Below are 22,301 nucleotides of genomic sequence, written 5' to 3' on the forward strand. Positions count from 1 at the left end.
TGGAGTTCTTCCAATGAATTATCATTAAAGATGGATCGTTTAAAAAGAGGTGAGAAGATGATCGTCATTCAGAATGCTACCTTTGATCTTGTAAGAGATATCAAAGACGGCTTTAATGAAGAAGCGTTTAAAGCAAGGTACTCAGATATTTTAAATAAGTATGATTATATTGTGGGGGACTGGGGCTATAATCAGCTCAGGCTGAAAGGGTTCTTTGATGACCAAAACCAAAAGGCCACATTTGATACTAAAATCAGCACACTCGATGAATACATTTATGAATACTGTAATTTTGGCTGTGCCTATTTTGTCTTAAAACGAATCAGAAAATAACGCAAAGGGGAGCGTCATAATGTATTTCGTAGACAGAAAAAAGATTGAAGAGACATTACGTTTTTTCGAGGAGCAATATGAGTTGATGCAGAGTCATCAAACATGGACAAGTCCTTTAGAAAAAAAAGCGCTGGAACGAATTGTTCATTTGCTCGTCGAATGTATTCTTGATACTGGAAATGACATGATTGATGGCTTTATTATGCGTGACCCAGGAAGCTATGATGACATCATGGATATCCTTGTTGATGAAAAGGTCGTACCAGAAGGAGAAGGCAGTCAGCTGAAAAAGCTTGTCTCATCCCGCAAAACACTTGTGCAGCAATATCAGGAAGTGGATCATCATGACTTATTGCAGGTGATCAGCGAAGTAGAGCAGGCGCTAAAGGTTTTTCCAAGCCGCATCCGAACCTACTTGGAGCAGGAGCTTGGCCCAGTATCAGCGTTTAAATAAACCATTGGAGTTGTGAGCATCATGAAATACAAAGGCTATTTAATTGATTTAGACGGTACAATGTATAAAGGAACAGAAAAGATCGAAGAAGCAGGTCGATTTGTTCAAAAGTTAAATGAGTTGAACATCCCTTACTTATTTGTCACGAATAACTCATCACGAACGCCAAAGCAGGTAGCGGAAAAACTCGTTTCATTTGATATCCCAGCAACAGAAGAACAAGTTTTTACAACAAGTATGGCGACGGCCAATTATATTGCTGAGCAAAAGAAAGATGCGTCAGTTTACGTGATCGGTGAAGAAGGAATCAAGCAGGCCATTGAAGAAAAAGGGCTGACGTTTGGTCAGGAAGACGCTGATTTCGTTGTTGTTGGAATTGATCGGGGCATTACATATGAAAAATTAGCAGTAGGTGCGATTGCTATTCGTCAAGGTGCACAATTTGTCTCAACAAATGGAGATATTGCCATCCCAACAGAAAGAGGGCTTTTGCCAGGGAACGGCTCGTTAACATCTGTACTGACCGTGACGACAACAGTTCAGCCGACATTTATCGGAAAGCCAGAATCAATTATTATGGAACAAGCGATGCGTGTGCTTGGGACAGATGTGTCTGAGACGCTCATGGTGGGTGATAACTATGATACGGATATTATGGCAGGAATGAATGCAGGCATGGACACATTACTCGTCCATACAGGTGTGACAACAAAAGAGCTGCTCCAGCAGTATGAAAAGCAGCCAACCTATGTCATTGATTCATTATCCGAGTGGATTGAACGATTATCATAAAAAAAGAGGACAAGCGTTACGCGCGCGTCCTCTTTTTCTTTATTCTGCATTTCTCGCACTATGTGCCAGCCTGCTTGATGCGGCAGCAGCAATAGCGCCGACGATGTCATCTAAAAAGGTGTGGCATTCGCCTGTGGATTTATCGTTGAGTTTCCCGAGAATTCCTGGTTTTTCTTTATCGATATATCCGTAATTCGTAAAGCCGATCGAACCATAAATATTGACGATAGCAAAGGATAAAATTTCATCAACGCCATACAGGCTTTCGTCCGTTTCAAGTATTGATTGAAGCGGCTCAGTCAGCTTCTTTTGCTCGGCGAGTACGTCTAGTTCGACGCCCGTTAAAATCGCATTTTGGACTTCACGTTTTGCGATGACACGCTCCACATTGTGGAGGCATTCTGTCATGTCTAAGCCAGGATGATATTTTTCCTGTAAAAAGTAGACAAGGTCTGCTATATCTTGAATGGTTACGCCTCGTTCTTGTAAACGGCGTCTTGCTGTTTTTTCTACTTCGTTCATCTCATGATGATGCGGCATGTATTCCTCACCCAATCCTCTTAATTTGTCCACAATGTGTAAAAAGCTTCGGATAGTAAATAGTATTCATAAATCCCTTAACCTGCGACTACGATATGATAAGAGATTGATCATAGGAACGCAGGTGAAAACATGAAAGAAACCATTTATCACACATTTGGTATTGATGTTCGTCAATTTATGCCATACGGCAGTTATCAGAGCTTTCAAACGGCGGAGGCTCTCTTCCTCATTGTTCCTGTGTCTCATTTGCGAGAAGAAGAACTCTCAGAGTTGTATCATATCAGTCAGTATTTACTGAATGCTGGAGACCCATACGTCGCTGTGTTTGAATTAACAAATGAAGAGAAACCTACCTTTACTCATGGGAAGGAGCAGTACGCTTTATTAAAAGCAGCGCCTCCGATCTCAAGCCGCTCGTTTCAGCATGCGTCAGAGCTGGCATCCTTTCATGTTAGAGGAAGAGGATTTCCATATGAAGTATCGGAAACAAAACGTGTCGGTGCCTGGAAGGAATTATGGGCAAAACGATTAGATCAGCTTGAAGGCTTTTGGATGCAGCAAATGCACCAAAAACCGCTGGAACGGTTTGAACAAAAATTCATTGAATCGTTTCCGTATTATCTTGGATTAACGGAGAATGCCATTCAATATTTAGTCGATACTGAGCTCGATGATGAACCGAAAGAAGGTGACTCAGGCACTGTCTGTCATCAGCGCTTTTCACGTATGACATGGCCGCATGAGCAGCCGCTTCGTTTACCTGTGGATTGGGTATTTGATCATCCAACCCGTGATATTGCCGAATACTTAAGAGAGACCTTTGTACAGCATAAGGAAGATTTAATTGAAGAAGGCTTTTCCTTTCTTCAGCAATACGAGCAGGTGACACCTCTTTCCTCCTTTTCAAAGCGTTTGTTATACAGCCGTCTGCTGTTCCCGCTTCATTATTTTGAAATTGTGGAAGGCTACTACATGTCTGGAGAAAATGAAAAAGCATATTATGAAGAGCGGTTAGATTACGTCTTAAATGATGCGAGCCGCTATGAATACTTTTTGAAGGTCTTTCAAGAAATGAGTGCCATGCGAAGCGGCGGGAGCCCCATTCCGGCTATTGGCTGGATTCAGCCTGCAGCTGATTTGAAGTTTCAGTGAACAGACGAAACGTCTCTTTTCTCTTGAGGCGTTTTTCGTTATGCTTAAAGAAATCGATTAAAGGAGTGTCCTTCTTGACGAAACCTTATGTCTATATCACAAGAAAGCTTGATGAAGCATCACTTACACCATTAAAAGAAGTCGCTCATGTTGAGATGTGGCCGAGCGAGGATGAGCCGTGTCCAAGAGAAGAGCTAGAAACACAAGCAGCTAAAGCGGATGCGCTTCTCACCATGCTGTCAGATCAAATAGATGAGCCCCTCTTATCAAAGGCTCCGAATATCAAGGTGGTCGCAAACCTTGCTGTTGGCTATGACAATATTGATGTTGAAGCAGCCAAAAAGCGCGGAATCACTGTATGTCATACACCAGACGTCTTAACAGAATCGACGGCTGATTTAGCCTTTGCCCTTCTGATGGCGTCAGCTAGACGCATTGTTGAGGCGAGTGATTGGATTAAGGATGGAAATTGGACAGGCTGGGGCCCGCTTCTTCTTGCTGGTGCTGATGTTCATCACAAAACGCTCGGGATTGTCGGCATGGGCAGCATTGGAAAAGCACTTGCCAAGCGGGCCAAAGGCTTTAATATGAATGTCCTTTATCATAATCGTTCAAGAAAACCCGAGGCAGAAGCGCAGCTTGGCGTGACCTATGCGGGTTTTGAGGAACTGCTCAAACAGTCTGATTTCATCGTCTGCCTGACGCCGTTAACTTCGGAAACGAAAGACATGTTTAATGAACAAGCATTTGATCTGATGAAGAACTCTGCTTATTTCATTAACGTATCAAGAGGACAGACGGTGGATGAGGATGCTTTATACGAGGCTGTCACAACAGGAAAAATTGCCGGCGCAGGTCTAGATGTATTTAGACAAGAGCCTGTCAGTCCATCTCATCCATTAACGACATTACGTAACGTCACAGTCCTCCCTCATATTGGAAGTGCTAGTGTCGAAACGAGAAAAACGATGATGCGTTTATGTGCTGAAAATATAGCGCTTGTCTTACAAGACGAGCCAGCCAAAACGCCGGTTCGTTCATAATATAAAGCTTCCCGGTGTTCGGGAGCTTTTCTGACAAAAATATTTTGAAAATATAGAATCTTGATGTAAATAGCTGTTAAGCGGTTTCATTCTGACAATCTCTTATTTTATTACCTTGTCAAAATGAGGATACCCCTTTATAATGTGTGTACATTGAATGTCTGTGTAAGGTTAACAAATGTCTTTTTAGAGAGGACATTTACGGAGAAAGGTGGAATTTCAGGTGAAGGCAATTCGAGTTGGGCTATTAGGATTAGGAACAGTGGGAAGTGGTGTCGTAAAAATTATCCAAGACCATCAGGATAAATTAATGCACCAAATCGGCTGTCCGGTATTAATACAAAAAGTGCTTGTGAGCAATCCCGATAAAAAAAGAGATGTGGATGTCGCAAGAGAGGTCTTCACAACTGAAGTATATGATGTGATTAGAGATCCAGAGGTCGACGTCATCATTGAAGTGATGGGCGGCATTGAAGAGACAAAACAATATTTAATAGATGCGTTGAATGAGAAGAAGCATGTCATTACGGCCAATAAAGATTTAATGGCGCTTTACGGTACGGAGCTTTTACATGTAGCGAAAGAAAATGGCTGTGATCTTTATTATGAAGCAAGTGTCGCCGGAGGAATTCCGATTTTGCGAACACTGGAGGAAGGGCTCGCCTCTGACCGAATCACCAAGATGATGGGGATTGTGAACGGTACAACGAATTTTATTTTAACGAAAATGAATGTCGATAAAAGCGCGTATGAGGATGTCTTAAAAGAAGCACAGGATCTTGGCTTTGCAGAAGCAGACCCGACAGCTGATGTAGAAGGACTGGATGCAGCAAGGAAAATGGCGATTCTTGCAAGGCTCGGCTTTTCCATGAATGTAGATTTAGACGACGTCAAGGTGAAAGGTATTTCTGAAATCTCTGATGAGGATATTAATTTCAGTAAGCGGTTTGGCTATACAATGAAGCTGATCGGAATTGCTCAGCGGGATGGAGAGAAAGTGGAGGTCAGCGTTCAGCCAACCTTACTTCCTGATCATCATCCATTATCATCCGTCAACAATGAATTTAATGCGGTGTATGTCTACGGAAGTGCTGTAGGAGAAACGATGTTTTACGGACCTGGAGCAGGAAGTCTGCCAACAGCAACAGCTGTTGTATCAGACTTAGTCGCAGTAATGAAAAACATGCGCCTTGGCGTGAACGGAAGCGGATTTATCGCACCGCAGTTTGAGAAGAAGATCAAATCGTCATCAGAAGTATTTGCTCAGCAGTTTTTAAGAATTCATGTCAGAGATCAAGTCGGGGCATTCTCCCGCATTACATCTATTTTTTCTGAAAGAGGCATCAGCTTTGAAAAAATCCTTCAGCTTCCTGTAAAAGGACATGATGAGCTGGCTGAAATTGTGATTATTACACATCAGACCTCAGAAGAAGATTTCTCAAATATTCTGCAAAAATTAAACGACCTCGATGTGGTGGTTCAAGTGAAGAGCACGTACCGAGTAGAAGGGAACGGTTTAAGCTGATGAAATGGAATGGACTCATTGAAGAATTTCAAGAATTCTTACCAGTAAACGAATCTACACCTAAACTAACATTAAATGAAGGGAATACACCGCTGATCCATCTCGCCAAGCTTTCAGAAAAGCTGGGGATCGAGCTTCATGTGAAAACAGAAGGCGTCAATCCAACAGGTTCTTTCAAGGATCGAGGAATGGTCATGGCCGTTGCAAAGGCAAAAGAAGAAGGCAATGATACAATCATGTGCGCTTCAACAGGGAATACCTCTGCAGCAGCAGCAGCTTATGCAGCCCGTGCTGATATGAAATGTATTGTCATCATTCCAGACGGGAAAATTGCCTTCGGTAAGCTTGCACAGGCTGTCATGTACGGAGCAGAGATCATTGCCATTGACGGCAACTTTGATGATGCATTGAAAATCGTCCGCAGTATCTGTGAAAAAGCGCCGATCGCCCTTGTGAACTCCGTCAATCCTTATCGAATTGAAGGACAAAAGACAGCAGCATTTGAAATCTGTGAGCAGCTAGGCTCTGCCCCGGACGTACTGGCGATTCCTGTTGGAAATGCCGGGAACATCACAGCCTACTGGAAAGGCTTCAAGGAATATCACGAGAACAAAGGAACTGGACTGCCTGTCATGCGTGGTTTTGAAGCAGAAGGTGCAGCGGCAATCGTTCGAAATGAAGTGATTGAGCAGCCAGAAACAGTGGCAACGGCTATCCGTATCGGAAATCCAGCGAGCTGGAAACAAGCTGTGGCAGCCGCAGATGAATCAAACGGAAAGATTGATGAAGTGACTGATGAGGAAATTCTTCATGCGTATCAATTGATTGCACGTGAAGAAGGTGTGTTTGCAGAGCCTGGCTCATGTGCGTCAATTGCCGGCGTGTTAAAGCAGGTGAAATCTGGTGAAATCAAGCCAGGCAGTAAAGTTGTTGCGGTACTAACAGGCAACGGACTGAAAGATCCAAATACGGCTATTGATATTTCGCAAATTAAGCCGGTCACACTCGATGCAGATGAAGATCAAATTCTTGAACACTTAGAAAAGGCCGCACGCGTATGAGTGAAGCCTCCATGCTTTTTTCAATCACAGTACCGGGAAGCACTGCCAATTTAGGACCAGGCTTTGATTCAGTTGGAATGGCACTCAGCCGCTATTTAAAGCTATCGGTCTATGACCATGATAGCTGGCTGTTTGAAGCAGAAACAGATGTCGTAGCTGGAATTCCATCAGGCACCGACAACCTAATTTATCAAACAGCCAAAAAGGTCGCAGATGACTTTGGAAAAACACTCCCGCCTGTTCATGTCAAAGTGTGGAGTGATATTCCATTGGCACGAGGGCTTGGCAGCAGCGCTGCTGCCATCGTGGCCGCCATTGAACTCGCCAATCAGCTTCTTGAATTAAACATGACAGATGATCAGAAGCTCTTTTATGCAAGTGAGATAGAAGGTCATCCAGATAATGCGGGTGCCTCTTTATTCGGTGGTTTACTAATTGGTCTTCATGAAGAAGACAAAACCCATGCCGTTAAAGTACAGCATGTGGATGTAGATGTTGTCGTGGTCATTCCTTTTTATGAAGTGCTCACAAAGGATGCCCGTGATGTCCTGCCAGAGGATTTTTCCTATAAGCATGCTGTCAGTGCGAGTGCTGTGAGCAACGTCCTTGTTGCCGCATTAATGACGCAAAACTGGCCGCTTGTTGGAGAAATGATGAATAAGGATTTATTTCATCAGCCTTACCGCACAATGCTCGTTCCAGAGCTGTCGAAGGTAGAGCATGTCGCTTCGCTCAAAGGAGCGTATGGAACAGCTTTGAGCGGTGCTGGGCCGACGATCCTCACCTTAGTGGAAAAAGGGAAGGGTGAAGCACTGAAAGAGCAGCTTGCCCAAAACTTCCCGCATTGCGAAGTCGATTTGCTGACGGTGCCAGTAGAAGGTGTTGTCGTGCAGCATCATCCTGTTAATCAAGTAAAGAACGTGCTGTAAAATCTGCACGTTCTTTTTTTATGCTTGTTTTTTATGGGAAGAAGCAGGGATTATTATTTAGAGGATCGAACTATTTTTTATCCATATAAGGGGGAGATACATTCATGAAGAAATTGATGACGGCAGAAGATTTAACGAAGATTGTTTCTGTTTCTCATCCGGTTTATTCACCAGATGGAAAAAAGGCAGTCTTTACAAAAGTCACTGTGAATGAGAAAAAGGACGATTACAACATCCACTTATGGGTACGAGATGAAGAGACAGAGGAGCTGGCACAATGGACATTTGAGGATGGAAAGCATCATCAGCCAGTTTGGTCAAAAGACGGCAGACAACTTGCTTTTATTTTGCAAAAACCAAAGGAAGCCCCTCAGCTCGCACTCATAAAGAGCGAAGGAGGCGGCGTGCGTACTTTAACAAAGATTCCATACGGAGTATCTCACCCTGTCTTTTCTCCCGACGGAGCATTCATTTATGCGGCTGTGTCATTGAAACAATCAGAATCTGTTCATGATGAAAAAAAGGAAGAGCAAGATGAATTTGCTCCAGCGGTATATGATGATTTGACCTATAAAGCAGATGGAAGAGGCTTTTTAGATGGGCGTGTCACACAGATCGTGAAAGTGGATATCCGTTCAGGAGAGGTAGAGCCTATCACGAGCGAGCAGGTTCATCATATGAATCATACGATTTCTCCATGCGGCAAATGGCTTGCCTTTATTCAATTAAATCCACAGATACCTTACATAAGTGACGTGTGTCTTCTGTCATTAGAAGATGGTCAGACAAAAAAGATCACACAAGCAAACGGTGCTTATTCCACCGTATCTTTTTCTCCAAATGGAGAGAGTCTTTTGTATATTGGACATGAGCGCGAATTTCAAAATGCCACCTTCCCATCAATATGGCTGTATGATCTGAAAGAAGACAAGGTGGTTCAGCTGTCAGAAATGCTCGATATGTATGTTGGAAACTGTATGGCAGGAGATAGCGTGATGGGAGAGGCCTATCAGGTTCCACAGTGGACAAAGGACAGCCAAGGATTTTATACGCTTGTTTCTGATCAAGGCAGTACAGGGATTTATTATTTCTCTATTGAAGGTTTAGCCTATCCAGTTCGACTAGAGTCGGAACATATCACCAATTTCAGCCTTCATCCAGATGAAACCAAACTACTGCTCAGCCGGCTTTCACCTGTCTCACCAAGTGAGCTGTATGAGATGACATTAGGGGAGACAGAACTAAAGCAAATCACATTTGAGCATCATGATTTTCTAAAGGAGCATATCGTATCGGAACCTGAACCATTTTCTTTTCAGTCAAAAGATGGTGACGAGGTGCATGGCTGGTTTATGAAGCCTTCCCAGATGGAAGAGGGAAAGAAATATCCGCTCATTCTAGAGGTTCATGGCGGACCGCATGCGATGTATGGTTATACGTATTTTCATGAATTTCAAATGCTCGCTTCAGAAGGCTATGCCATCGTGTATATCAATCCGCACGGAAGTCATGGATACGGACAGATGTTTACCGACCGTGTAAGAGGAAGCTATGGTGACGTTGATTATGACGATGTCATGCAGGCTGTTGATCATGTGCTCAAAGCCTATGATTTCCTTGATGAAACAAGGCTTGGCGTGACAGGCGGCAGCTATGGCGGTTTTATGACCAACTGGATTGTCGGTCAGACCGACCGCTTCCGTGCAGCTGTCACACAGCGCTCCATTTCAAACTGGATTAGCTTTTATGGCATCAGTGATATCGGTTATTTCTTTACAAGGTGGCAGATTGATGGGGATATTTATGATTCTGTCGATAAGCTATGGGATCGTTCTCCGCTAAAATATGTGAAGCAGATGAACACGCCGCTTCTCATCCTGCACAGCGATGAAGATTATCGCTGCCCAGTTGATCAAGCAGAACAGCTTTTTGTGGCATTGAAGGAGCTTGGGAAAGACACAAGATTGGTCAAATTCCCGAAGGCATCTCATGATTTATCCAGAAGCGGCCACCCGGGGCAGCGTATTCAAAGACTGACCTTTATTAAGGAATGGTTTAGAGAAAAGCTAGCCTAAAAAAACGACCCTAATCGGGCCACTTCAGCGTGCTGACAAACCCTTGCATTCGGTGTCAGTCCTGCGTGCTGGTGCTCACGAATAGAAAATTCGCTCCGCGCCAGTACTCGTCCTTCCTTGACTTCAAGGGTTTTCTTATCACGCTGAAAAGAAGACAAAGGGCTAAAGCCTTTGTCAATCATGAAAAAAACGACCCGATTAGGGTCGTTTTCATGTCATATGTGAATTAGAAAACCTGTTCAACTTCTACAACGCCAGGCACTTCTTCTAATAATGCGCGCTCAATACCGGCTTTCAATGTAATGGTTGAACTTGGGCAGCTGCCGCATGCACCAAGAAGACGTAATTTCACAATGCCATCTTCAATGTCTACAAGCTCACAGTCTCCACCATCACGTAATAGAAATGGACGAAGTTTGTCCAGTACTTCCTGTACTTGGTCTTTCATTTCGACTTCAGTCATTAGATATAATCGCTCCTTTCACAACATATCACCATTATATTCATCTGGACGATAAAAATCTATTGATTGGTTTCAAAGTTTCCTTCTCATTATAGCACAATCTCATCTTGAAACAAAAAGTGATTTTGACTTTTTTCATCCAGAAAATTCAGCTAAAATGAAGAAAGAATAGGGGGCTTGTCAAATGAACAAAACTGTCGATCTTTATGTATATGGAAGAGATGTACTGTGCGCTAGCTGCGTGAATCTGCCTTCTTCAAAAGATACATTTGAATGGTTAGATGCAGCATTAAAACGAAAATATCCGAATCAGCCATTTCGCATCACATATATTGATATAGAGCACCCGCCAGAAAACGAACAACAAAAGGAATTGTCTGAACGAATTCTTGATGATGAATTCTTTTATCCACTTGTCTTAGTAGAGGATCAAATCGTTGGAGAGGGCAATCCGAAATTAAAAGACATTTATCAAGAAATGGAGAGATACGGGTACAAGGAGAGCAGTGAATAAGCTGTTCTTTTTTTGAGGAAGAAACGAACAAACGTTCCTTTTTGTATTGAAAAAGAACGTTTGTTCGTTTATAATGAAATGAAAGGAGCGTGAGCATCATGAATTATTTACTGAAACAATCTCTTCATCAGCAAGTGCCGATTGAGATGATTTATATGAAGAAAAATGGAGAGTGCACGAAGAGAAAAATCATTGTACACCGTCAAACGGATCAGCTTATCCAAGCGTATTGTTTATCGAAGAAGACAATGAGAACCTTTCGTAAAGACTGCATTCTTGCCCTTGCTCCGATCAAATGGACCAACTCATCGGCACATGCCGTTTCATAGAAAAAAGCTCCCTCGTCACGAAGGAGCTTTGAGAAAAAATTCACATGATTTTAGCCATTGTGATGCTTGTACATCCAAAGGAGTCCAGATTTCAGGAGTCTTGGCACCCGGCCAACAAGTGGACGATCAGCGACTAAGCCAAAGCCGGCTTTTTTCCCTAAAGAACCTAAAACACCTTTTAGCTTAAACTGTGGATAAGCCTCAGGAAGCGGCTCATTTTTCCAGCGTTTTTGCAGAGATTGGACAATTTGTTCTGCCTGCGCCTCAGCAAGCTGTGCACTTGGGGCATGCGGTAGACTTGCGCAGTCACCTACGACATATACATGCTCATCCCCTGGAAGATTATGATGAGGAGTTAATACGACGCGGCCTTGTGCGTCTTTTTCAACATCCATCTCTCGTACCACTTTGCTTGGCTGTATTCCTGCTGTCCACACGATGACATCTGCTTCAATCGCGTCATCATGGTTGTAAACGACACCTTCTTCAACCTTTGTAATATTGGCACAGTTAATGATCTTTACGTCATTTTCTTCAAACCACTTTTGCACATACAAACTTAATCTTTTTGGGAAGCTTGATAGTATCAACTCTCCGCGGTCAAAAAGAATAATGTTTAAATCAGCACGGCTTTCTCTTAGTTCACTGGCCAGCTCTACCCCGCTAAGTCCAGCACCGACGATGCCAACCGTTGCACCTGCGCTCAAATTGTTTAATTTGTTATACGCATGTCTTGACTGATCAATGGTTTGAATGCTGTATGTATGTTCTTTCGCACCAGGGACATTATGATACTTGTCCTCACAGCCGAGTCCAATCACCGTATCATCATACGGAATCGGTTCACGGTCGCTGAATAAGATCTGTTTGTTTTCAATATCAATTTTTTCTACTTCCCCGTATTGAATATCCAGCTTCGGATGCTCTGGAAAAGATACTCGAATGTGATGATCAGAGATCGTTCCAGCAGCAAGTGCATAATATTCTGTTTTTAAACAGTGGTAAGGATTTCGATCAATTAATGTGATAGTGACATCATCAGGTAATTGATTTGGCAATAAGCGGTGGAGAACCCGCATATTCCCGTAACCTCCGCCGATCAAGACTAAATTTTTCATGACGATTCTCCTTTTCCCCGTAGACATTGAAAAACACTTATACTAAAAAACTTTAAGTTAAAATACCAAATAAAATTATATCGAATTTACTGTGAAACCACAATAATTGTTTCAAAATAACCTACATATTCATCAGTTAGTCCTAAATAGTAAAACATTTTATGAAGAATAGGCGTAACGATACAGATGAAGCTCATATTTTGACTAATTCAAGGAATTTCGGTAGGATGGTAAGGCAATGTGAGGTGAAGCACAGTGTTTCCACTGATCGAATTTTGTGTAAGTAATCTTGCACAAGGGTCTCAAGAGGCAAAAGAGAAGCTTGAAAAAGACCCAAACCTAGACGTAATGGAATACGGCTGTTTAAGCTATTGCGGCAAATGTATGGACTCCCCATTTGCACTTGTGAATGGAGAATTTGTTTCAGGAGAAAATGCAGAGCAGCTAGTCGAGCGTATTTATGCTTTTATAGAGGAAAACGACATGTTTTAAATGCACCACATGGGTCATGAGGTGCATTTTTTTCACATTTTCAGCTTCCATTTTTAAGGAGAATGAATAGAAAGCGCATCCAATATGTTATGCTAATAAAATATCATCAATATGAAGCATCACACGAGAGAAAAAGAGGCATATGCATAATAAAAGCCCTTTGCCATGGCAGCAAAGAGCTTTTATGTATGAAAAACGGGGGATGATAAGATTGTCTCCTGAATCGACTCCTTTTATACTATAAAGAAACAACATTTTTGGAGGAAGCTCATGACATCATTTCAATTCACGAAAATGCACGGATTAGGAAATAATTATATTTACGTTAATCAGATGAAGGAACAGCTTCCAGAAGAGCAGCTATCAGAAATAGCGATTCGCGTTTCTTCTGTTTATACAGGAATCGGTTCTGACGGGATGATCCTTATTTGCCCATCAGATGTTGCACCTGTGAAGATGCGCATTTTCAACAATGATGGTTCAGAGGGCAAAAACTGCGGTAACGGGCTGCGCTGCGTTGCAAAGTATGTGTATGAGCATCAAATTGTGACGGACACAACGTTCCAGATTGAGACATTGTCAGGACTTGTTGAAGCGACCGTTCACGCTCAGGATGGTCATGTTCAGCTAGTCACAGTAGATATGGGAAAACCGCGTTTTGAAAAAGAAGCGATGCCGATGCTTGGTGAACCGGCCAGCACAACAATTAATGAGCCGCTTGATTTTGGCACTGCGAATTTAAATGGAACAGCCGTTTCAATGGGAAATCCGCACATCGTTTTTTATTTAGAGGACATTGAAAAAGCACCTCTTCATATACTTGGGCCGATCATTGAAAAACACGATATGTTTCCAGAAGGCGTCAATGTAGAATTTGTTGAAGTTGTCAGTGAAACCGAACTGCATTTTCGTGTGTGGGAAAGAGGCTCAGGCATTACACAGGCCTGCGGAACAGGGGCTTGTGCTGCGGCTGTATCCACAATTGTGAATGGGCAGGCGAAAAAAGAAACAGACATGACCGTTCATTTAGCAGGCGGAGACCTCATCATTCGCTGGAAAGACAATGACCACGTACTTATGACAGGACCTGCGGAGACCATTTGTGACGGGACATTTTATCTCTAAACCATTTATTTGAGAAAAGGCATCATCACGTTTATAATTGAAAAAGAAACATCCAGTCAAAAGGAGGGATGATCATGAGTACACCAGTAACCATTACAGAAGCTGCTGCACTGCAGATTAAAGATATGATGAAAGAGCATGAAGAAGAAAATGCGTTCCTGCGCGTGGGCGTAAAAGGCGGCGGCTGCAGCGGTCTTTCGTACGGCATGGGCTTTGACCATGAAGTCTCAGAGAAAGACACGCAGTTCGAGCAGCACGGCATCAATGTCCTTGTCGACTCCGAAAGCCTTGATATCATGAACGGAACCATCATTGATTTCAAACAATCACTCATGGGCGGCGGTTTCACGATTGACAATCCAAACGCCATCGCATCATGCGGATGTGGTTCTTCTTTCAGAACAGCGACGAATACCGGTACGCCGGAAGAGTGTTAAGGGTTAAAACAATTCATTCTGTAAAACCATTTGTATAATGAAGACCTCCTCATATTAATCATTTTCTTGAGGAGGTTTTTTGTGTTGTTTTTAAAGATGCAAAAAAAGGACATGACTTCAATCACTCAGCACGTCCTCTTTATAAAGATATTTAATTAGAAAAAAGCTCGCAGTTTCTTAGTATTTCCTCTGTTCATCTTCCACATCTTTCAAAAAGTTTCATCAGGGTGTGTCGGAAAAAATGTTCTTTGTTGTGTTTCGTTGAGAATAACGTTTCGTATTAATCGAGTGTATTCTCAATCATCATTTTCAAAGCTGTTCCCTCTTTTATGAAGAGTAGTAAAGACTTTCATCGCTTCGCTCATAAATGATGCCAAGCCCTCACCATATCGATCTATATTCTTTGTGAAACGTTCATCTTGAATATAGAGTTGGCCTAAACCGTTAAAAGCATCAAGAGAGTAATAACGAAAGTTTTCGTTTAAAAAGTCGTACCATTGTTTGATGACGATTTGCACCTCTTTGGATTTAGGGGAATGGCTGAGAAGAGAGGCTAGTTTATTCAGTATGCTATCCCAGCTATCAGATAATTCAATTTGTTCATCTTTAGACAAATGATTTAGTTTTGAGCTGACTTCATCAACAGCTTGATTTCCCCAACGGTGACGAGCTTCTTCTTCATATTGACTAAATTTCATATTCATACTCTCAAACCTCTCTTTATAGGTGTATTGAGTTTCTCCCGTTAAATGTTGTAGCGTCTTATCAATATTTCCGATCATTTTATTGAGATTATCTCGTTTCTCTATTAACATTTTTCTTTGTAGCATAAATGCTTCTTTCTTATTAAATGAAGGATTGTGCATCATCTTTTGGATTTCCTTCAATGGAAATCCAAGTTCCCTGAAAAATAATATTTGCTGTAATGTTTCAAGGTTTTCTTCTGAATAGAGCCGATAACGATTATCTGTGACTTCACTTGGAGTCAATAAACCAATCTTGTCGTAATGATGAAGTGTACGAATGCTAATACCAAATAATTCAGCTACTTCTTTTACTTTCATTTCAATTCACCTCTCTTGATATCCACTATAAAATATGACGTTGCGTTAGGGTCAATCATCTTTTTAAAAATTTATATCATTGTTGATCTTGTTTGAAGTAGTGAATTCAAGGAGTTATGTTTTTCTCGCAAATCGCTCAATTTTGTTACAGCTTACCCGAACAACTGGCTATTTCCCCTCGAAAAGAGTATCATGAAAACCAAACATAAACTGTAGTGAGAAAAGAGGTTGCTGAGGTTTGAGTGAACAAATCAATTGCAGGAACTGTCATGAATTGATTCCGTATCGTTCCAAAACGTGTCCATCTTGCGGGATTGAGAAGCCGCTTCCGAAAAAGGAACGTGTGAAGGATCGGGTGATTTTGGTTGTGGCAGGGATTGTTGTGGTGCTGCTTGCTGCAATGGTACTAGGAATGGCAAATGCCTATATTGGGGTTTTTAAATAAACGAAAAAGGAGTTCCTTGAGTGGGAACTCCTTTTTTGATCCGTTCTTATTTATTTTCAAATAAGCTTGTGGAATGGAGAGGCTGTACACGGGCTTTCGGGTCCATGTAGGCTTTCGCATTGTTGACAGCAGTTGGTGCTTCACCAAATCCGCTTGCAATCAATTTGACTTTTCCTTCATACGTACAGATATCTCCTGCTGCATAGAAGCCTTCAATGTTTGTTTCCATTGTAGATTTCACCACGATGGAGTTCTTTTCGATTTCAAGGCCCCATTGTTTGATTGGTCCAAGGGAGGAAACGAAACCGAAGTTGACGATCACATCGTCCACATCAAGTACTTGTTTTTTGTCGCCTTTGACTTCTTCGAGCACGATCTGTTCAATGCGGTCTTCACCAATGAGCTCAGTTGGCACAAATGGAGTCAGCACATTGACCTTCGAGTTGTGCAGGTTTTCTACACTGTGCTCATGTGCGCGGAATTTATCGCGGCGGTGAATGATGGATACTTCTTTTGCGATTGGTTCAAGCATGAGTGCCCAATCCACCGCAGAGTCTCCGCCTCCAAGAACGGCCACGCGTCTGCCGGCAAATTGGTTCAGGTCATTAATGAAGTAGTGCAGATTGCTTCCTTCAAATGATTCTGCAGTATCCAATTCAAGCTTTCTCGGTTGGAATGCACCGTTACCAGCTGTGATGATAATTGTTTTAGAATAATGAATCTCTTGATTTGTGACAAGTTTAAAGATCCCATCTGCTTGCTTTTCAACCGTTTCAACAGCCTGCTCTAAGCAAATGGTTTGATCAAATTTATCCATTTGTTCCTTTAAGTTATCAACTAATTCTTGTGCGCGGATTTTTGGAAAACCAGCCACATCATAAATATATTTTTCAGGGTAAAGAGCGGATAGTTGACCGCCGAGCTGAGGAAGGCTTTCAATGATTTTCACACTTGCCTGTCTCATGCCTCCGTAAAACGCAGTAAACAATCCAACTGGGCCGCCCCCGATAACGGTAATGTCATATACCTTAGAATCTTCTTGCATTCCTTTAATCCTCCCAAATGAAAATTGTTATCACTATATCATATCATACCACATATCGTCGTTTGACTTGTTTTGAAAAACTTGTCGTTTTTTGATGCTGAAGCTTTGAAAAGGAGGAAAAAGTGAGAAAGACCGTTTATCATAAGGATTTTCAGTTTAAAGCCTTGAAAATTGGAGCAGAACTCGCTATTATTGTTAAGGGAACTAAATATTAATTTTTTATGAATTTTTGTCGGATACGGTCAAATGCTTTCGTTTTATGTAGGTGAAAGTTCAGATTTTCACATACTTATTTTTTTGTTTAAATTTCATAAAATGCCGCAAAGCGGTTGAGAATAACGATATGTAATTCTTTATCCGTTTTACAGCAAATTTAAAAAAGGTGGATGTGATTCCAGTGAATAAACCGAAAATCGTTGTATTAGGTGCAGGTTATGGCGGATTAATGACTGTAACAAGATTAACAAAACAGCTTGGCACAAATGATGCGGACATTACTCTTGTGAACAAGCATAATTATCATTACGAAACAACATGGTTACATGAAGCAAGTGCAGGTACTCTTCATCATGACCGCTGTCGTTATCAAATCAAAGATGTGATTAACAGTTCCCGTGTCAACTTTGTACAAGCAACAGTTGAAAGCATTGATAAGGAAGCGAAGAAAGTTGTGACATCAGATGGCGAACTTTCTTATGACTACCTTGTTGTTGCACTTGGTGCTGTTCCTGAAACATTTGGTATTGCAGGATTGAAAGAATACGCATTCTCAATCTCTAACATCAACTCTGCTCGTCAGCTTCGTGAGCACATCGAGCTTCAATTTGCTACGTATAATACGGATGCTGAAAAACGTCCAGAGCGTTTGACGATCGTTGTCGGAGGCGCTGGATTCACAGGTATTGAGTTCCTTGGTGAGCTTGGAAACCGTGTGCCTGAGCTTTGCAAAGAGTATGACATTGATCAAAAAGACGTGCGTATCATCTGTGTAGAAGCTGCGCCAACAGCTCTTCCTGGATTCGATCCAGAATTGATCGACTATGCGATGAACTACCTTCAAGGTAAAGGTGTTGAGTTCAAAATCGGTACAGCGATCAAAGAATGTACGCCTGAAGGTATCATTGTTGGAAAAGACGATGATACAGAAGAAATCAAAGCTGCAACTGTTGTTTGGGCTGCAGGTGTACGCGGTAACCCAATCGTTGAAGAAGCTGGTTTTGAAAACATGCGCGGCCGCGTAAAAGTTTCTCCAGATCTTCGTGTACCAGAAAATGATGATGTCTTCATCATTGGTGACTGTTCATTGATTATCAATGAAGAAATCAACCGTCCATACCCACCAACTGCACAAATCGCTATGCAGCAAGGTGAAACAGTAGCGAAAAACCTTGCAGCACTAGTAAAAGGCGGTTCTCTTGAAAGCTTTAAGCCAGACATCAAAGGAACAGTTGCTTCTCTTGGTGAACACGACGCTGTAGGTGTTGCGTTTGGTAAAAAACTTCAAGGAACAAAAGCTTCTGCAATGAAAAAAATCATCGACAACCGTTCATTATTCATGGTTGGCGGACCAGGACTTGTTCTGAAAAAAGGAAAATTCAAGTTCTTCTAAACCGATATAGACAAAAACGTGTATCCCTGTGGTACACGTTTTTTCATGTTTGACGGAATATTTTCTCACTTGGTACTGGACAGAAAAATATGTTATGATGAATTATCAGAAAATTTAGATTAAGGAGTGAGCAATATGAATGCACAAACAAAGGAAAAAACATCAGCCTGTCAATATTGTTCAGGAAAAGGGTATTTTCAGCTATTGCTCGGCGGATCTGAAACGTGTGAGGAATGTAAAGGGACAGGAAAGAAGCGTTAATCGTTCTGCTTTTTCCATTGATTGACTTCATCTCTATTTCCAAGTTAAACTAATGATGGGATATTTGGGGGTGGAGATGAAGTGATCAGTTTACCAGTCGTTATCATTTCAGTTATTTTATTTTTCGTGTTATTCTTTGGCATTGGTTTTTTGCTCAATATGCTGCTGAGAATGTCATGGATTATGGCTATTTTATATCCAATTGTATGCCTTTTCATTATTAACAATCAAAAGATGATCGCTTATGTAAGAGAGCCTGGCACTGCTTTTTCAGGAATAGGAGACCGGATCGTCTCACTCGCTGCGGCAGATATCATCATCTTATTAAGCGGCCTGATTGGTGCGATCGCATCAGGTTTTGTCATTAATGCACTTCGAAAAAGAGGGTATCAAATGTTTTAACTCACTTGTGGACACGCAAGTGGGTTTTTTTGTTTCTCCTTTGCATAGTTTCCATTTTGTTTGGAAACAAATAGATGGGTAGAGGAGTGACAAATAGAGATGAAAACATGGATGAAACGATTGTTCATGACAGCGCTATTCATGATTGCACTTTTGACAAGCTTTACGGGCATATCTGGAGTCGAACCAAGTGATTTAGCTGCGTGGGTGAAAGAGACCGATGCGGGCAAGCAAGTATCTTCTTTTTTTCAGCAGCCAAAAAGGGAAACGATGGCACTCAAAAGTGAAGACATGCGATCTGTTTCTCTCGAAGAGGCGTTTAATTGGAACGATTACCCGAAGCAGAAGGTTGTGGCAACCGGCTATACAGCAGGTGTGGAATCAACAGGCAAAACGAAGGAACATCATGCATATGGCATTACATATTCAGGCGTCAAAGTGAAACGTGATTTATATTCAACAGTGGCAGCCGACCCATCCGTTTTTCCGATTGGAACGGTGCTGTTTATCCCAAACTATGGCTACGGTGTCGTTGCAGATACCGGGAAAGCGATTAAAGGTCATAAGCTTGATTTATACTATGAAACCGTTGATGATGTGTATAGAGAATGGGGTAAAAAAGTGCTCGATGTGTATATCATCAAAAAGGGCGAAGGAACGTTAACGGAAAAAGACTTAAATCAGCTCAATGAAGCAGAATCGATGCAAGTATTCCGTCAGCAGTTTCAAGCCAATAAAGAATAAAAAAGCTTTGGGCCATTTAAGGTCCAAAGCTTTTTCGCTTCTACATGAAGTAATAATCTAAGATGAGTGTCAGCAAGATCCCTGTTAAACCGCCGAAGAAGACTTCAATCGGCTTATGACCAAGAAGCTCTTTTAATTTCTTTTGCTTTTCTTTTTCTTCCGCATTTGGGAAATTCTTTGCTTCGGAAACAAATCGGTTAAAATCTGTTACGAGCTTGTTGAGAACAGTCGCCTGTTCTCCTGCCTGTCTGCGAACGCCTGTCGCATCAAACATGGTAATAATGGCAAAGATAGCGGAAATGGCAAAGATAGATGTATCTAGCCCGTGCTCTAAAGCCACTGCTGTGGAGAGTGCTGTTACTGCTGCGGAGTGTGAACTTGGCATTCCGCCTGTGCTTGTAATGAGCGACCAATCTAGTCGTCTAGAAATAATAAATTGAATCGGTACTTTTACAAATTGTGCAAAAAAGATGGCTGCTAGGCTGGCAAGCAGCGGAAAATTCGTCAGTACGCTCATGAACAAGAAACATCCTCTCTTTAAGAAAAAATATCGTGCGAAATGATGGACTAAAAATCCTAGTATGATAAAAAAATGATAGCAGTAAAAAATGCTGCCAAGTCCATGTTCATTATAACATTAAAGAAACTAGATGTGGAACGAGGAGAACACGGACAGGCTGCTTAGGTTTTCACCGCTTTTTCATGATGCCCTTCCACGTGTGAAAATATAAATGTTCAACAAGTAAAGACAGACTGGCAATGATCGTATAGGCACGCAAATTTTGATATAATAGAAGTTCCAATGTGAAAAATGGAGTTCATTAAGGAGCGTGTGATAAATATGTTTTTCTCGACAAATGAATTGCAGCATAAAGATACACTGGCGATCGGACTTTTTCAAAAGAGCCAATTATCAGGAAAAGCAAAAGAAATGGATGAATTACTTGAAGGAAGAATCACTGAATTATTAAAAGAAGGCGACATTTCATCCAAACGAAATCAGCTTTCGAAGTTTTTCCCATCCCCTGAAACAGGCATCAAACGCATTTATTTTGTCGGGCTTGGGAAGGAATCAGATTACACGTTTGAAGAGGCAAAAGAAGTGTTTGCCCATTTATTTAAAAAGCTTCATCAAGATAAAAAGCAAGCGGTTTCTGTCTTGCTGGATACGTTTGTTGGAAAGGATCTGCCTGCCCAAGATGCAGCCCATGCCCTTTCTGAAAGCTGCCTTTTAGCTACATATGAATTGCAGGATTTTAAACATAAAACAAATGAACCAGATCGCTTTATCGAGTTTGTTTATGCAACGACGGAGCATGATCAAGCTGAAATTCAGGCGAGTCTGAAAGTCGGTGAAGTGTACGGACAGTCAGTCAATTCGGCCCGTACCCTTGTGAATATGCCGCCGAACATGCTCACATCCTCTGATCTGGCTTCGTATGCGGCAGAGCTTGCATATAAATATGAATTTGAAATTGAAATTTTAGATAAAGAACAAATGGAAGAGCTCGGAATGGGCGGTATTTTAGCCGTCAATAGAGGCTCAACAGAACCGCCAAAACTCATCGTGCTGAAATATCAAGGCAAGGAAGAATGGACAGACGTCATTGGTCTTGTCGGTAAAGGCATCACGTATGATACCGGCGGCTACTCTTTAAAGCCAAGAGCGAGTATGGTTGGCATGAAAACAGATATGGGCGGCTCAGCCTCTGTTTTAGGTGCAATGGAAATCATCGGGGAACTTCGCCCAGAGCAAAATGTCATAGCGGTCATCGCCTCAACGGATAATATGATTTCCGCAGACGCTATGAAGCCGGACGACGTCATTGTGTCACTAAGCGGTAAAACAATCGAAGTGCTCAATACAGATGCAGAAGGCCGTCTTGTTTTAGCAGATGGGGTGACATATGCGAAGCAGCACGGTGCCTCTGTCCTTGTAGATGTGGCCACATTAACAGGCGGTGTCATTGTGGCGCTTGGAAATGAGACAACAGGCGCGATGACCAATAACGATGAGCTGTACGCTCAGTTTAAAGAGGCATCAGAAGAATGCGGTGAAATGATCTGGCAGCTGCCAATCACGGAAAAAGATAAGAAACGAGTACGAAACAGCAAAATGGCGGATCTCAATAACTCACCAGGCCGTGATGGTCATGCGATCATGGCAGGTGCTTTCATTGGCGAATTTGCAGAGGAAACGCCTTGGGTTCACTTAGATATTGCAGGCACTGCAACAACAGAAAAACCTTCATGCTTTGGACCAACAGGGGCAACAGGTGTGATGGTGAGATCACTCGCAACATTTGTGGAACGATTTGAAGCAACAAAATAAAGGAGAAGGCTCTG

General features: G+C 42.0%; 25 protein-coding genes and 1 pseudogene. 20 read left to right on the forward strand and 6 right to left on the reverse strand.

Going from position 1 to position 22,301, the window contains the following annotated elements:
• The first annotated feature begins 57 nt into the window (after nt 1-57).
• The 3 genes from V6Z54_RS11345 to V6Z54_RS11355 are packed head-to-tail and all read left to right on the forward strand — an operon-like array spanning nt 58 to nt 1,579.
• Nucleotides 58-333, forward strand: a complete 276-nt coding sequence (locus tag V6Z54_RS11345; RefSeq protein WP_039181199.1) for a YutD family protein — start codon at nt 58-60, stop codon at nt 331-333.
• Nucleotides 334-352: 19 nt separating this feature from the next.
• Entirely contained in the window at nt 353-787 is a 435-nt protein-coding gene (locus tag V6Z54_RS11350; RefSeq protein WP_041088402.1) for a DUF86 domain-containing protein, read from the forward strand.
• 18 nt (nt 788-805) lie between these two features.
• The gene (locus V6Z54_RS11355) at nt 806-1,579 is read left to right on the forward strand and encodes a TIGR01457 family HAD-type hydrolase (RefSeq protein ID WP_338527973.1); all 774 of its coding nucleotides are present in this window, start codon (nt 806-808) and stop codon (nt 1,577-1,579) included.
• A 39-nt stretch (nt 1,580-1,618) separates the two neighbouring features.
• Here the strand turns inward: V6Z54_RS11355 and V6Z54_RS11360 are convergent, their stop codons facing one another.
• Nucleotides 1,619-2,119 (reverse strand): phosphatidylglycerophosphatase A, encoded by a 501-nt coding sequence (locus tag V6Z54_RS11360; protein ID WP_041088406.1) that lies wholly within the window; start codon nt 2,117-2,119, stop codon nt 1,619-1,621.
• A gap of 132 nt (nt 2,120-2,251) precedes the next feature.
• Between V6Z54_RS11360 and yutH the strand changes: the two genes are divergently transcribed.
• From yutH to V6Z54_RS11390, 6 genes are all read left to right on the forward strand, one after another.
• The gene (yutH, locus tag V6Z54_RS11365) at nt 2,252-3,274 is read left to right on the forward strand and encodes a spore coat putative kinase YutH (RefSeq protein ID WP_041088408.1); all 1,023 of its coding nucleotides are present in this window, start codon (nt 2,252-2,254) and stop codon (nt 3,272-3,274) included.
• Between the two features lie 74 nt (nt 3,275-3,348).
• A complete protein-coding gene (locus V6Z54_RS11370) occupies nt 3,349-4,317 on the forward strand; it encodes a D-glycerate dehydrogenase (RefSeq protein ID WP_073979066.1) in 969 nt (322 codons plus the stop codon).
• A 223-nt stretch (nt 4,318-4,540) separates the two neighbouring features.
• Complete coding sequence (locus V6Z54_RS11375; protein WP_041088412.1) at nt 4,541-5,842, forward strand: homoserine dehydrogenase; 1,302 nt, start codon at nt 4,541-4,543, stop codon at nt 5,840-5,842.
• Nucleotides 5,842-6,903 carry a threonine synthase gene (thrC, locus tag V6Z54_RS11380; protein ID WP_338527339.1) on the forward strand — a complete coding sequence of 354 codons (1,062 nt, stop codon included), beginning with the start codon at nt 5,842-5,844 and terminating at the stop codon, nt 6,901-6,903. Before V6Z54_RS11375 ends, thrC begins: the two co-directional genes overlap by 1 nt.
• Nucleotides 6,900-7,832, forward strand: coding sequence for a homoserine kinase (gene thrB / locus V6Z54_RS11385; RefSeq protein ID WP_041088416.1), 933 nt, complete (start codon nt 6,900-6,902; stop codon nt 7,830-7,832). Before thrC ends, thrB begins: the two co-directional genes overlap by 4 nt.
• 104 nt (nt 7,833-7,936) lie before the next feature.
• The gene (locus V6Z54_RS11390) at nt 7,937-9,907 is read left to right on the forward strand and encodes a S9 family peptidase (protein WP_338527340.1); all 1,971 of its coding nucleotides are present in this window, start codon (nt 7,937-7,939) and stop codon (nt 9,905-9,907) included.
• A 226-nt stretch (nt 9,908-10,133) separates the two neighbouring features.
• On the opposite strand, the pseudogene V6Z54_RS11395 reads toward V6Z54_RS11390, so the two are convergent.
• Nucleotides 10,134-10,433, reverse strand: a pseudogene (locus V6Z54_RS11395) (NifU family protein).
• A gap of 121 nt (nt 10,434-10,554) precedes the next feature.
• Here V6Z54_RS11395 and V6Z54_RS11400 point away from each other — a divergent pair.
• Both V6Z54_RS11400 and V6Z54_RS11405 read left to right on the forward strand, forming a co-directional pair.
• Nucleotides 10,555-10,884: a YuzD family protein gene (locus V6Z54_RS11400; RefSeq protein ID WP_075611862.1), complete on the forward strand. Its 330-nt coding sequence runs from the start codon at nt 10,555-10,557 to the stop codon at nt 10,882-10,884.
• Nucleotides 10,885-10,982: 98 nt separating this feature from the next.
• On the forward strand, nt 10,983-11,213 hold the full coding sequence (locus tag V6Z54_RS11405) for a hypothetical protein (RefSeq protein ID WP_039181181.1): 231 nt from the start codon (nt 10,983-10,985) through the stop codon (nt 11,211-11,213).
• A gap of 50 nt (nt 11,214-11,263) precedes the next feature.
• Here the strand turns inward: V6Z54_RS11405 and V6Z54_RS11410 are convergent, their stop codons facing one another.
• The gene (locus V6Z54_RS11410) at nt 11,264-12,331 is read right to left on the reverse strand and encodes an NAD(P)/FAD-dependent oxidoreductase (protein WP_034282611.1); all 1,068 of its coding nucleotides are present in this window, start codon (nt 12,329-12,331) and stop codon (nt 11,264-11,266) included.
• 255 nt (nt 12,332-12,586) lie between these two features.
• On the opposite strand from V6Z54_RS11410, the gene V6Z54_RS11415 reads away from it, so the two are divergent.
• From V6Z54_RS11415 to V6Z54_RS11425, 3 genes are all read left to right on the forward strand, one after another.
• Nucleotides 12,587-12,823 (forward strand): YuzB family protein, encoded by a 237-nt coding sequence (locus V6Z54_RS11415; protein WP_008346813.1) that lies wholly within the window; start codon nt 12,587-12,589, stop codon nt 12,821-12,823.
• Between the two features lie 270 nt (nt 12,824-13,093).
• Complete coding sequence (dapF, locus tag V6Z54_RS11420; RefSeq protein WP_269102403.1) at nt 13,094-13,948, forward strand: diaminopimelate epimerase; 855 nt, start codon at nt 13,094-13,096, stop codon at nt 13,946-13,948.
• 74 nt (nt 13,949-14,022) lie between these two features.
• Complete coding sequence (locus V6Z54_RS11425; RefSeq protein WP_024423354.1) at nt 14,023-14,385, forward strand: iron-sulfur cluster assembly accessory protein; 363 nt, start codon at nt 14,023-14,025, stop codon at nt 14,383-14,385.
• 296 nt (nt 14,386-14,681) lie between these two features.
• On the opposite strand, the gene V6Z54_RS11430 is transcribed toward V6Z54_RS11425, so the two are convergent.
• Nucleotides 14,682-15,449, reverse strand: coding sequence for a MerR family transcriptional regulator (locus V6Z54_RS11430; RefSeq protein ID WP_338527341.1), 768 nt, complete (start codon nt 15,447-15,449; stop codon nt 14,682-14,684).
• A gap of 238 nt (nt 15,450-15,687) precedes the next feature.
• Here V6Z54_RS11430 and V6Z54_RS11435 point away from each other — a divergent pair, with 238 nt between their 5' ends.
• Entirely contained in the window at nt 15,688-15,894 is a 207-nt protein-coding gene (locus tag V6Z54_RS11435; RefSeq protein ID WP_024423352.1) for a hypothetical protein, read from the forward strand.
• A gap of 46 nt (nt 15,895-15,940) precedes the next feature.
• Here V6Z54_RS11435 and yumC read toward each other — a convergent pair whose 3' ends face one another.
• Nucleotides 15,941-16,939: a ferredoxin--NADP reductase 2 gene (gene yumC / locus V6Z54_RS11440; RefSeq protein WP_041088429.1), complete on the reverse strand. Its 999-nt coding sequence runs from the start codon at nt 16,937-16,939 to the stop codon at nt 15,941-15,943.
• 391 nt (nt 16,940-17,330) lie between these two features.
• On the opposite strand from yumC, the gene V6Z54_RS11445 reads away from it, so the two are divergent.
• The 4 genes from V6Z54_RS11445 to V6Z54_RS11460 all read left to right on the forward strand — a co-directional run bounded on the left by V6Z54_RS11445 (nt 17,331) and on the right by V6Z54_RS11460 (nt 19,955).
• On the forward strand, nt 17,331-18,548 hold the full coding sequence (locus V6Z54_RS11445; protein WP_024423350.1) for an NAD(P)/FAD-dependent oxidoreductase: 1,218 nt from the start codon (nt 17,331-17,333) through the stop codon (nt 18,546-18,548).
• Nucleotides 18,549-18,683: 135 nt separating this feature from the next.
• On the forward strand, nt 18,684-18,809 hold the full coding sequence (locus V6Z54_RS11450; RefSeq protein ID WP_158333015.1) for a YuiA family protein: 126 nt from the start codon (nt 18,684-18,686) through the stop codon (nt 18,807-18,809).
• 81 nt (nt 18,810-18,890) lie between these two features.
• Nucleotides 18,891-19,211: a YuiB family protein gene (locus V6Z54_RS11455; protein WP_039181171.1), complete on the forward strand. Its 321-nt coding sequence runs from the start codon at nt 18,891-18,893 to the stop codon at nt 19,209-19,211.
• A 99-nt stretch (nt 19,212-19,310) separates the two neighbouring features.
• Complete coding sequence (locus V6Z54_RS11460) at nt 19,311-19,955, forward strand: 3D domain-containing protein (protein ID WP_039181168.1); 645 nt, start codon at nt 19,311-19,313, stop codon at nt 19,953-19,955.
• Nucleotides 19,956-19,995: 40 nt separating this feature from the next.
• Here the strand turns inward: V6Z54_RS11460 and V6Z54_RS11465 are convergent, their stop codons facing one another.
• Entirely contained in the window at nt 19,996-20,472 is a 477-nt protein-coding gene (locus V6Z54_RS11465) for a divergent PAP2 family protein (RefSeq protein ID WP_024423347.1), read from the reverse strand.
• 324 nt (nt 20,473-20,796) lie between these two features.
• Here V6Z54_RS11465 and V6Z54_RS11470 point away from each other — a divergent pair, with 324 nt between their 5' ends.
• On the forward strand, nt 20,797-22,287 hold the full coding sequence (locus V6Z54_RS11470; protein WP_041088433.1) for a leucyl aminopeptidase: 1,491 nt from the start codon (nt 20,797-20,799) through the stop codon (nt 22,285-22,287).
• Nucleotides 22,288-22,301 lie beyond the last annotated feature (14 nt).

The organism is Bacillus sp. MAG717A (assembly GCF_036884855.1).
Taxonomy (GTDB): Bacteria; Bacillota; Bacilli; order Bacillales; family Bacillaceae; genus Bacillus; species Bacillus safensis.